Here is a 9,881-nt window from a genome sequence, read left to right as displayed (position 1 = left end):
CCCCCGTTGTTGCGGCGCCTCGCGCCGCCGCCGCCCCCGCCGATCGGACATTGGCTCCGGAACGAGCTGCGCGCTTCGTGCGAGGAGCACCTGCTCACCGACGACGGCGAGAATCTGTTCCGCCAGGAGGCGCTCGACGGCCTCTGGAAGGCGTTTCTCGCCGGCCGCGCGCCCTGGGAGCCGGTCTGGTCGGTCCTCACGGTGCGGGCGTGGATGCACGCGGGCCTCGACCGCGGGCGGAGCGCGGGCGGCGAACGCCGCCGGGCCGCGTGACCGGCCTCAGCTGCGCTTCTTCGCCGTGCCCGGTCTGGCGGCGGCCAGGCGCTCGGCTGCGGTCTTGAACTCGAGGACCGATTGCTTGAGCGCGGTCTGCTCGATCGGGCGCAGGATCAGGCTCGGAACCCAGAAGCCGAGGGAGATCGCCTGCGAGCAGGTCGCGGTCGTCCGCTTCGGCCCGTCGGCTTCGAAGACGTAGCTGCCCTCGATGTCGGCGAGGTCGCCCTCCGCCATCTTCCACGTGAGACGGTTCGGCGGATGCCACGTGTACTCGAGCACGTACCGCACCGTGCGCAGCTTCATGTCGACCTCGAACTCGACGCGGCGCGCCTTCCCGTCGGGATGCCGATCGAGCACGGTGATCTTGGAGACCGGCGACGACCAGGTCGGGTACGCGTCGAAATCGCCGATCGCCTCGTAGCAGAGCGCGAGCGGCGCATCGATCGACGTCGTGAAGCTCTGCTGGTGTTCGAGCATCGGCGGACCCTAACCCGCATTCCTCACCAGGTCCACGTCGCGCGAGCGGCAAGCGCGCCGGCCGGTCCGCCGTCCTCGTCGGCGTTCCGCCACCGCGCGTCGTCTCGCTTGCCCCCGTCGCGGCCCGCATCTATCGTCCGGCGCGTGGACGAGGGGACGACGGTCGAGGCGGGGCCGCGGCGTCGCCGACGCCGGCGGCGGGTCGTGGCCCTGACGGGTGTGCACGGGGCGGCGGGCGCGGCGCTCGTGCGCCGCTTCGAGGCCGACGAGCGCGTCGGACGCCTCGTGCTCCTCGACCGGCGCGCGCCCGCGATGCCCCTTCGCGACACGAGCTTTCGCGGCATCGATCTCACGGCGACGCTCGCCGACGTCGCGCTCGCCGAGATCCTGGCGCGCGAGCACGTCCACACCGTCGTCCACGCCGCGTTCCACGATACGCCGCGCCGTGACGTCGAGGCGGCGCACGAGCTCGAGGTGCTGGGGACGCGCGCGGTCTTCCGCGCGATCGCCGACAACGCGCGCCGCGCGGGGACCGTCGAGAACGTCGTCGTGCTCGGTACGACGGCGAGCTACGGCGCCCGCGGCGACAACCCGCAGTATCTCGACGACGACGCGCCGCTGCGCGGCGGCGGCGCGTATCCGTGGGTCGCCGACAAGGTGGCGGTCGAGCAGGAGGTCGCGAGCCTGCGGACCCGGACGGGGCTGCCGATCGCGATGCTGCGCGCGGCGCCGATGCTCGGGGACGATCGCACGCTGACCGCGCGGCTCCTCGCCGCCGCGTTCGTTCCTGCGGTGCTCGGTGCCGATCCGCTGGTGCAGCTCCTGCACGTCGAGGATCTCGTCGAAGCGACGCGTCTCGCCGTGCACGGCCGGTACGACGGCGCGTTCAACGTCGCCGCCGACGGCGTCCTGCCCTGGTCGACGGTGATCAAGTTGAGCGGCCGCGTGCGCGCCGCTTTCGTCGAGCCGATCCTGCGGCCGCTGCTCCGGAGCTTGTGGGTCGTCGGTGCGGGCCTCGTGCCGGGCGAGCACGTCGCGTATCTCCGCGAGACCTTCGTCGCCGATACGACGCGGGCGGCCGAGCAGCTCGGGTTCCGGGGACGCGATGGAATCCGCGGCGTGCTCGCGCGCCATACCGGGCTCGGGTGGCTTCGCCGTGCGGCCTGAGCGCTCGCGCGCGCCACGATTTGCGCTGTCGTCCTCGGAACCGCGTGCTATAGTCCGCCGATCCGGACGAGGATGGTGACCGCGATGCCCCAAGCTCCCCGACGAACCCGCGTGCGCACGATCGAATGGACGCGAGGTCGCGTCGTCATGATCGATCAACGTCTGCTACCCGTACGCGAGGTCTATCGCGTCTACAGCAACTATCGCGAGGTCGCCCGCGCCATCAAAGACATGGTCATTCGCGGGGCGCCCGCGATCGGCGTCGCCGCCGCGATGGGCATCGCGCTCGGCGTCCGGACGCTCAAGCGCGAGGAGCTCCGCCGCGAGTTCGACAAGATCTGCCGCACCTTCGCGGCCACCCGGCCGACCGCGGTGAACCTGTTCTGGGCGATCGAGCGCATGCGGCGGGTGTACGTGCAGAACGAGACGCGCGACGTCGAGACGCTCCGTCTCATGCTGGAGCGCGAGGCGCGGACGATCCACGAGGAGGACATCGCCGCCAACCGCGCGCTCGGCGGGCACGGCGCGGCGCTCATCGAGGACGGCTCGACGATCCTCACGCACTGCAACGCAGGCGCGCTCGCCACCGCGGGCTACGGCACCGCGCTCGGCGTCATGCGCGCGGCGGTCGAGGCCGACAAGCGCATCAGCGTGTACTGCAGTGAGACGCGCCCGTACCTGCAGGGCGCCCGACTTACGGCGTGGGAGCTCAAGAAGGAGCACATCCCCGCGACCCTCGTCACCGACAACATGGTCGGTCACATGATGAAAGAGGGCCTGATCGACTGCGTCATCGTCGGCACCGACCGTACGGCCGCCAACGGCGACGTCGCCAACAAGATCGGGACCTACACCGTCGCCGTCCTCGCGCACCGCCACGGCATCCCGTTCTACGTGGCGGCGCCGACGTCTTCGATCGATCTCGGATGCCCGCGCGGCGACAAGATCCCGATCGAAGAGCGCGGGAGCCGCGAGGTCACGCACATCTTCGATCGCCAGATCGCGCCGTCGGGCATCCGGGTCGCGAATCCGGCGTTCGACGTGACCCCGCACGATCTGGTCACCGCGATCATCACCGAGCGCGGGATCGCGCGCCCGCCCTTCAACAAGAGCCTGCCGCGTGTCGTGAAGGGCGAGGCGCCGAAGAGCGAGGCGGCGGCGCGCCCACGGTCGAGCGCGAAGCGCCAGAGCAAGAAAGGCTGAGCAACCTCAGCCGGCGCGGAGATCGGCGGCGATCCGCCGGTGCGCCGCGCAGCCGACGACCGCGAGCCGTTCGCGCCGCGTGTGGTTCCGGCGCCACCGCATGAGGCGGGAGACGCGGCGGAACGCGTCGGCGATGCGGGTCTCGGCGAGGCGCCCCGTGCTCACGGCGCGCTCCACGGCGTCGACGGCCTCGCAGAGCCAGTCCTGGCGGTGACAGAAGAGGAGGAGGTCGCAGCCGGCCTCGAGGGCGCGGACCGCGGTCTCGCCCGGTCCCCAATGGTCGGCGATCGCCCGCATCTCGAGGTCGTCGGTGGCGATGACGCCGCGGAAGCCGAGTCGGCGTCGTAGCAGGCCGGTGATGATCCGGGGGGAGAGCGTCGCCGGCAGCGTCGGGTCGAGCGCCGGGTAGCGCACATGGGCCGTCATCAGCATCGGGATGCCGGCGCGGATCGCGTTGCGGAACGGCGGCAGCTCCACGCGTCCGAGGCCGCGGCGATCGCGGGCGACGATGGGGAGCTCGAGGTGCGAGTCGACGGCGGTGTCGCCATGGCCGGGGAAGTGCTTGCCGCAGGTGAGGAGGCCGGCGGCGCGGGTCGCGCGAAAGGCGGCGAGCGCGGCGCGCGCGGCTGATTCCGGCGTCGTGCCGAAGGCGCGATCGCCGATCACGGGGTTCGCGGGATTGCTCGCGACGTCGAGGACCGGCGCGAAGGTGAGGTCGATCTGGAGCGCGGCGAGCTCGCGCGCCATGGCGGTCGCGGCGGCGCGGACGGCGCGGAGCCCGCGCGGCGCGATCGCGGCCGCCGCCGGGAAGTGCGTGAACGGAGGCGCGACGCGGTGCACGCGCCCGCCCTCGTGGTCGATCGCGACGAGCGGCGGCGCCGCCTGATCGAGCGCGTGGAGGTCGCGGACGAGCGCGCGCATCGATACCGGATCGCTCGCGTTGTGGCGGAAGAGCGTGACGCCGGCGAACGGCACCTCGGCGTGGAGGCGGCGGGTGTCGCGGTCGAGGGTCGTTCCGGGAAGGCCACCGAGGAAGCAGCGCGCGACCGCGGCGCGAAGCGAGGGCATCGCGAGGGATTAGCAGCGCCGCTGCAGGGGCTCAATTCGCAGGCACTCCCGCGGCCCGCCGCGCGCCGACGACTTTCTCGACACCCGGCGAGGCCGCGTGCTAGGGGGCCGCCCGGACGTGGTGGAGCAGCGCTACATCGTCGTCGAAGGGCCGATCGGGGTCGGGAAGACCAGCCTCGCGCGGCGTCTGGCCGACGCCTTCGGTTCCGCCCTGGTCGAGGAGCGGCCCGACGCCAACCCGTTCCTGGAGCGGTTCTATGCCGACCCCGGCCGGGCGGCGCTCGCGACCCAGCTGCGATTCCTGCTCGATCGGTACCAGCAGCAGCGGGCGCTCACGGCCGGGCGCGATGGCCGGGGGCTCGTCGTCGATTACCTTTTTGCCAAGGACCGCCTCTTTGCCGAGCTCAATCTCGAGGGGCCGGAGCTCGCCCTCTATAGGGAGGTCCTGGCGCTCATGAGCGACCCGATCCCCGTTCCGGACCAGGTCATTTACTTGGAGGCGCGGCCTGAGGTATTGAAGCGACGGTTGCGGAAGCGAAACCGCGACTTCGAGCGGGGCATCAGCGAGGCCTATCTCGAAGGGCTGATCGAAGCGTACCGAAGCTTTTTTCACGAGTATTCCGAAGCGCCGGTTCTGGTCGTCAACTGCTCGGACATCGACTTCGTCGAGCAGGGTAGGGATCTCGAGGATCTGATCCGCGAGATCCGCAGCGCCAAGAAGGGAATGCAGCAATACATACCGCTTGGATCCCAGTAGCTACCGGCCGGTAGCCAACGACAGACGGGACCGAGACGGAACGCAGCGCGCGCCGGGCCAAGCGCGTTTCTCCTGAAGCGAGGTCGACTTCAATCCCTGATTGATGCGGCCATCGCGGCACGCGGGAGAGGCGTGGGCGGGAGTTCGCCGGCAGACGAAGCCTTCCGAATCGGTTCGGGAGGCTTTTTTCATGGAACGGAAGGTGACGGTGCCCGACCTCCAGCGCATGAAGGAGGCGGGAACGAAGATCACGGCGCTCACGGCCTACGATTTTCCGTTCGCGCAGATCGTCGACCGGGCGGGTGTCGACGTCATCCTGGTCGGCGACACGCTCGGCATGGTGGTGCAGGGGCTCGACACCACGCTCCCGGTCACCATGGACGAGGTGATCTACCACTGCCGCATGGTGGCGCGCGGCCGCACGCGCGCGCTGCTCGTCGGCGACATGCCGTTCCTCTCGTACCAGGTGAGCCGCGAGGAGGCGCTCCGCAACGCCGGGCGGCTCGTGAAGGAAGGCGCCTGTGAGGCCGTGAAGCTCGAGGGCGGCATCCCCATGGCCGACACCATCTGCGCGCTCACCGCAGTCGACATCCCGGTCATGGCCCACATCGGCCTCACGCCGCAGTCGGTGCACCGCATGGGCGGCCACAAGGTCCAGGGCCGCCGGCGGGGCCGCGGTCCGGGACAGCGCGAGCGCGTGATGGCCGACGCGCTCGCGGTCGAGGAGGCGGGCGCCTTCGCCGTCGTGCTCGAGGGGATTCCGCTCGACCTCGCCGAGGAGATCACGATGCGCCTCACGATCCCGACGATCGGCATCGGCGCCGGCGTGCACTGCGACGGCCAGATCCTGGTCCTGCACGATCTGCTCGGGCTCTTCGACCGCTTCACCCCGAAGTTCGTGAAGCGCTACGCCGAGATCGGCCGGGCCTCGCACGAGGCCGTCGCCGAGTACGTGCGCGAGGTGCAGACCGGCACCTTCCCCGACGACGCGCACTCGTTCCTGCTGCGGGCCGAGGGCGGCGAAGCCGCCGGCAACGGTCCGCGTCCGGCGCGCCGCAAGCGCGCCGTCGGCTAGGACGATCGTCGGCGCCTAAGGATCGGATGTGCGGGCGATCGAACAGGTGAGCGCGATGCAGGCCTGGAGCCGCGAGGTGCGAGGACGCGACCGCCTCAAGGTGGCGCTCGTGCCCACCATGGGGGCGCTCCACGACGGCCACCTCTCGCTCGTCGCGCTCGCGCGGCGACACGCCGACCGGGTGGTGGCGTCGGTTTTCGTGAATCCGGTCCAGTTCGATCGCGCCGACGACTTCGCCCGCTACCCCCGCGACCTCGAGCGGGACGGCGCGCTTCTCGCCGGCGCCGGCGCCGACGTGCTGTTCGCGCCCGACGTGCACGAGATCTACCCGGCGGAGTCGCAGACCTTCGTGACGGTCGAGCAGCTCGCGCAGCCTCTCTGCGGGGCGCACCGGCCGGGCCACTTCCGCGGAGTTACGACGGTCGTGTGGAAGCTCCTCGCGATCGTGCAGCCGGACGTAGCGGTGTTCGGTGAGAAGGACTATCAGCAGCTCGCGCTCATCCGTCGGATGGTGCGAGACCTGTTCCTCGACGTCGACGTGCTCGGGGCGCCCATCGTGCGCGAGGCCGACGGCCTCGCGATGAGCTCGCGCAACCGCCACCTCGACGAGGCGGAACGCGACGCCGCGCGTTGTCTCTCGTCGGCGCTCGCCGCGGCCGAGGCGGCGGTCGCCTCCGGGGCGCGTGCGTCGACGGCCATCCTCGATGCCGCCTCCGCCGTGCTCGCGCGCGAGCCGCTCGCGCGTGCCGAGTACGTTGCGCTCGTCGACCCGGACACGCTCGCGCCCGTCGTCGACGCCGACCACCGGGCGCTCCTCGCGCTCGCCGTCTGGATCGGTTCCACCCGTCTCATCGACAATCGCCTGCTCGAGAGGAGAAGCTCATGACCCGCACCATGATGAAATCCAAGATTCATCGCTGCACCGTCACCGATGCGGATCTCACGTACGAAGGCAGCATCACCGTCGACTCCGTGCTCATGGATGCCGCGGACTTCCTCCCGCACGAGCAGGTGCACGTGTGGAACGTGAACAACGGGGAGCGCTTCCAGACCTACGTCATTCCCGGTCCGCCGAGCTCGGGGACGATCTGCGTGAACGGCTCCGCGGCGCGCAAGGTCCAGCGCGGCGACCTGCTCATCATCGCGACCTTCGCCGGCATGAACGAGGAGGAGGCGCGGAACCTCGTGCCGAAGGTCGTGTACGTCGACGGCAACAACAAGATGCGGCGGGGCGAGAACCCCCACGGGGCGCTGTCGGTCGTTCGCTAGGCGAGGTAGAAGGCTCGGTCCATGGCCGGGTCTTCCCAACCGCCGATGGTCGTGAACCGCCGGGCGCGGCACGACTACTTCATCGAGGAGACGATCGAGGCGGGGCTCGTGCTCACCGGCAGCGAGGTGAAGTCGCTGCGCGCGGGGCGGGCCAACCTCGTCGACAGCTTCGCCCGCATCAGCCGCGGCGAGGCCTTCATCACCAACGTCCACATCAGTCCCTACGACCCCGCGTCGCGCGACAACCACGAGGCGACCCGCAGCCGGAAGCTCCTGCTGCACCGCCTCGAGATCGACCGCCTCGAAGGCAAGCTCAAGCAGCAAGGCTTGACCCTGATTCCCCTTCGCATCTACTTCAACGCCCGCGGGCGGGCGAAGGTGGAGCTCGGGCTCGGCCGCGGCAAGAAGCTGCACGACAAGCGGCAGTCGATCAAGGAACGCGAGGCGAAACGGGAGACCGCGCGCGCGATGCGATCCGACCGCAAGCGCGGGTGACCGGGACGGGGGGAGAAAGCCATGGCGAAGCAGTCGGTGGTGTTCCTGCTCGACGTCGACAACACGCTGCTCGACAACGATCGAATCGTCGCGGATCTGATGCGGCACCTCGAGCGCGAGGTTGGTCCCGAACGCCAGCAGCGCTACTGGGCGATCTTCGAGGAGATCAGGAACGAGCTCGGCTACGCCGACTATCTCGGCGCCCTCCAGCGCTATCGGGTGGAGCACCCGCGCGACCCGCATCTCCTCACGGTGTCGTACTTCCTCGTGAACTACCCGTTCGCGAACCGGCTCTACCCGAACTCGCTCGACGTGATCGAGCACCTGCGCGCCTGGGGTCCGACCGTGATCCTGTCGGACGGCGACGTGGTGTTCCAGCCCCGCAAGGTCGAGCGCTCCGGCCTCTTCGAGGCGGTGGACAAGAACGTCCTCATCTATATCCACAAAGAGGTCGAGCTCGACGACGTCGAGCGCCGCTACCCGGCCGAGCGCTACGTGCTGGTGGACGACAAGCTCCGCATCCTCGATGCGGTGAAGAAGGTGTGGGGGGGGCGGGTCACGACGGTCTTCCCGCGCCAGGGTCACTACGCAGCCGATTCCAAGGCGCTTGCGGGGTATCGCGAGGCCGACGTCACCATCGACCGCATCGGAGAGCTCCTGGAGCACGATCTCGCGGGGCTGATCGCCGCCGCACGCTGAGCGGCGCGCTTGCGGACGCGCCATGGTTCGTGGGTTGCCAGGCACCGAACCCGGTCTTATAGTCGCGCGAGCTCAAGTCACCGCACGCCATGGGGGCGATCGGGTTCGACGGAGGCTGTGAAACCAGAGTCGCATGCCGGGGATTCCGCAGGCCCCGTCAACAAAAGCGGACTGCTTAAACGCAGACGATTCCTACGCTCTCGCTGCTTAATTAAGCAACGACGTCCCACCGCGCTGCGCCCGTAGGCGCGGTTGGGGCGACGCACTTCGGGCTAGGCTGCCGACGACGTCGGTAAAGCGGTAGCCGAAACCTAAACCGAATGGGGCCGAGGATCCTGCCGATGGGAGCCGAAAGCCCGACATCAAAGCACCGGCTACGCATGTAGGGGCTTTCGGCGGATCACCTTCGGACGGGGGTTCAATTCCCCCCGCCTCCACTTACGCAACCAATTCGAACCGTCCTCCGGGTCGTCCAACAAGTCGACGATCTGGAGGGCGGTTTCCGCCTGGTAGAAGGCCTTGCCAGGATCGCGGAGCGGCCGGTTTCCCGGCGCTCTGCCTGCTCCAGCTGTGCTTCGCCAAAATTTTTGGATCTGTCGAGACGATGTGTTGAACCGGGATGAGGATGCGGTCGCGACGGACTTGGCGAGGTCAGCGATCGGGCACCTGGCGGCGTGGAGTTGGGAGCGGCACGCCAGAAACGAGTGGCGTCGCGGTTGTTGCCGACGCCGAGCCGAGCGGCGCCACATCGGACATCGGTGGCGTCTGGCAGCGAAGCCGGAGACCGGGTTGGCCTCGTTGACTCGCGCGCTACGCGGCGGCGCGCCACTCATAGCGGTGGTGCAATCCACCGAGGCGTGGCAGAGCGACGACCTCGGCGTCTCCCGCGGGGCACGGAGCTGCGGATCGTGACGTCGGAGTCGCCTTGTCGAGGCCGAGATGCGTGCGGTCGTCGTGGTAGTAGGCGACGTAGTCCGTGAGCAGCCGGCGCAGGTGACGCTCGTTGAGCACGACGACGTGATCGAGCACGTCGCGGCGGATGCTGCCGACCCATCGCTCCGCGACGCCATTCTGCCAGGGGCTCTTCCACGCGGTCCTGGTGGGCTGAATGCCGAACGACGTCATCGTCGAGGCGACGGACGCGGAGAAGATCGCGTCCCGGTCGAAGATCAGGTGGCGTGGTGCCGTGTCGAAAGGGAAGGCCTCGCGCAGCTGTTGGACGACCCACGTCGCCGTGGGATTCGCGGTCACGTTGAAGTGCAGGATGCGGGTAGTGTCGGTTGATTGGTAGAAAAGGAAAAAGGCGTCATTCTCCGGCGAGTTGATCCACAACTCGCGTCCGCTGGTAGGCGGGCGCCGGAGGATGACGCCATGAGAAGCGATAGCAGGGTCGTG

The 9,881-nt window shown here is 69.5% G+C and carries 12 protein-coding genes and 1 other RNA gene; 10 read left to right on the top strand and 3 right to left on the bottom strand.

Annotated features, from left to right (window positions below):
* Window positions 1–273 (top strand): hypothetical protein (locus IT293_04965; protein MCC6763996.1); only part of this gene is annotated, 273 nt, incomplete at its 5' end.
* A gap of 6 nt (window positions 274–279) precedes the next feature.
* Here IT293_04965 and IT293_04960 read toward each other — a convergent pair.
* Window positions 280–753 carry an SRPBCC family protein gene (locus tag IT293_04960; protein ID MCC6763995.1) on the bottom strand — a complete coding sequence of 158 codons (474 nt, stop codon included), beginning with the start codon at window positions 751–753 and terminating at the stop codon, window positions 280–282.
* 144 nt (window positions 754–897) lie between these two features.
* Here IT293_04960 and IT293_04955 point away from each other — a divergent pair, with 144 nt between their 5' ends.
* Together IT293_04955 and mtnA are read left to right on the top strand one after the other, a co-directional pair.
* Window positions 898–1,920, top strand: coding sequence for an NAD-dependent epimerase/dehydratase family protein (locus IT293_04955; protein MCC6763994.1), 1,023 nt, complete (start codon window positions 898–900; stop codon window positions 1,918–1,920).
* Window positions 1,921–2,004: 84 nt separating this feature from the next.
* Complete coding sequence (gene mtnA, locus IT293_04950) at window positions 2,005–3,123, top strand: S-methyl-5-thioribose-1-phosphate isomerase (GenBank protein ID MCC6763993.1); 1,119 nt, start codon at window positions 2,005–2,007, stop codon at window positions 3,121–3,123.
* A 6-nt stretch (window positions 3,124–3,129) separates the two neighbouring features.
* On the opposite strand, the gene nagZ is transcribed toward mtnA, so the two are convergent.
* A complete protein-coding gene (gene nagZ, locus IT293_04945) occupies window positions 3,130–4,191 on the bottom strand; it encodes a beta-N-acetylhexosaminidase (protein ID MCC6763992.1) in 1,062 nt (353 codons plus the stop codon).
* Between the two features lie 121 nt (window positions 4,192–4,312).
* Between nagZ and IT293_04940 the strand changes: the two genes are divergently transcribed.
* The 7 genes from IT293_04940 to ssrA all read left to right on the top strand — a co-directional run bounded on the left by IT293_04940 (window position 4,313) and on the right by ssrA (window position 8,926).
* Window positions 4,313–4,948: a deoxynucleoside kinase gene (locus tag IT293_04940; protein ID MCC6763991.1), complete on the top strand. Its 636-nt coding sequence runs from the start codon at window positions 4,313–4,315 to the stop codon at window positions 4,946–4,948.
* 190 nt (window positions 4,949–5,138) lie between these two features.
* A complete protein-coding gene (gene panB / locus IT293_04935) occupies window positions 5,139–6,023 on the top strand; it encodes a 3-methyl-2-oxobutanoate hydroxymethyltransferase (GenBank protein MCC6763990.1) in 885 nt (294 codons plus the stop codon).
* Between the two features lie 28 nt (window positions 6,024–6,051).
* Window positions 6,052–6,909, top strand: a complete 858-nt coding sequence (locus IT293_04930; protein ID MCC6763989.1) for a pantoate--beta-alanine ligase — start codon at window positions 6,052–6,054, stop codon at window positions 6,907–6,909.
* A complete protein-coding gene (locus IT293_04925; GenBank protein ID MCC6763988.1) occupies window positions 6,906–7,292 on the top strand; it encodes an aspartate 1-decarboxylase in 387 nt (128 codons plus the stop codon). The genes IT293_04930 and IT293_04925 overlap by 4 nt, the downstream gene beginning before the upstream one ends.
* 21 nt (window positions 7,293–7,313) lie before the next feature.
* A complete protein-coding gene (gene smpB, locus IT293_04920; GenBank protein MCC6763987.1) occupies window positions 7,314–7,787 on the top strand; it encodes an SsrA-binding protein SmpB in 474 nt (157 codons plus the stop codon).
* Window positions 7,788–7,808: 21 nt separating this feature from the next.
* The gene (locus IT293_04915; GenBank protein MCC6763986.1) at window positions 7,809–8,486 is read left to right on the top strand and encodes an HAD family hydrolase; all 678 of its coding nucleotides are present in this window, start codon (window positions 7,809–7,811) and stop codon (window positions 8,484–8,486) included.
* Window positions 8,487–8,577: 91 nt separating this feature from the next.
* Window positions 8,578–8,926: a transfer-messenger RNA gene (ssrA, locus tag IT293_04910) on the top strand.
* Between the two features lie 370 nt (window positions 8,927–9,296).
* Here ssrA and IT293_04905 read toward each other — a convergent pair.
* Window positions 9,297–9,881: transposase (locus IT293_04905; GenBank protein MCC6763985.1), on the bottom strand; the 585-nt coding region annotated here is incomplete at its 5' end.

This window comes from Deltaproteobacteria bacterium (assembly GCA_020848745.1).
Taxonomy (GTDB): domain Bacteria; phylum Desulfobacterota; class Binatia; order UTPRO1; family UTPRO1; genus UTPRO1.
This window is presented reverse-complemented; position numbering and strand designations above follow the sequence as displayed.

Coding starts and splice junctions, on each gene's coding strand:
- IT293_04960 (MCC6763995.1), bottom strand. CDS start 753: ATGCTCGAACACCAGCAGAGCTTCACGACGTCGATCGATGCGCCGCTC.
- mtnA (MCC6763993.1), top strand. CDS start 2,005: ATGCCCCAAGCTCCCCGACGAACCCGCGTGCGCACGATCGAATGGACG.
- nagZ (MCC6763992.1), bottom strand. CDS start 4,191: ATGCCCTCGCTTCGCGCCGCGGTCGCGCGCTGCTTCCTCGGTGGCCTT.
- panB (MCC6763990.1), top strand. CDS start 5,139: ATGGAACGGAAGGTGACGGTGCCCGACCTCCAGCGCATGAAGGAGGCG.
- IT293_04925 (MCC6763988.1), top strand. CDS start 6,906: ATGACCCGCACCATGATGAAATCCAAGATTCATCGCTGCACCGTCACC.
- smpB (MCC6763987.1), top strand. CDS start 7,314: ATGGCCGGGTCTTCCCAACCGCCGATGGTCGTGAACCGCCGGGCGCGG.
- IT293_04915 (MCC6763986.1), top strand. CDS start 7,809: ATGGCGAAGCAGTCGGTGGTGTTCCTGCTCGACGTCGACAACACGCTG.